Below are 486 nucleotides of genomic sequence, written 5' to 3' on the forward strand. Positions count from 1 at the left end.
GCCCAAGGTTTTGCGGTGATGAGCGGCGCGTCGAAGGAATTCAACTGGAACCTGCCGATGCCGACCATCGCCAGGATCTGGCGCGCCGGCTGCATCATCCGCTCGCAGATGCTCGACACCATGGCGGAAGCCTTCAGCAAGGGCGGCGCCTCGACCAACCTTCTGATGGCGCCGGCCTTCATCTCGCTGATGCAGGAAGCGCATCCGTCGCTGCGCCGCATCGTGGCGAGGGCTTCGGAGGCCGGCTCGCCGGTTCCGGCGCTGTCTTCCGCACTTGCCTATTTCGACAGCTATCGCCAGGGCCGCGGCACCTCGAACCTGATCCAGGCGCAACGCGACTTCTTCGGCGCGCACGGCTTCGAGCGTATCGACGACAAAGGCGCGTTCCATGGGCCGTGGGGAAGCGGTGCGGCTGGCTGACAAGCCGGCCCAAGAGCCTAAACGGAAACCGGGGGTCTGAACGCCTGAACCTCGCTGGTGGCGACC

Annotated in this window: 1 pseudogene; it reads left to right on the forward strand. The window is 65.8% G+C overall.

Annotation, left to right across the window (positions count from 1 at the left end):
• Window positions 1–420, forward strand: a pseudogene (locus tag EN994_RS34780) (NADP-dependent phosphogluconate dehydrogenase); the annotation flags it as partial.
• Window positions 421–486 lie beyond the last annotated feature (66 nt).

Origin of the sequence: Mesorhizobium sp. M7A.F.Ca.CA.002.09.1.1 (genome assembly GCF_003998555.1) — a bacterium.
In the GTDB taxonomy this organism is placed as follows: Bacteria; Pseudomonadota; Alphaproteobacteria; order Rhizobiales; family Rhizobiaceae; genus Mesorhizobium; species Mesorhizobium ciceri.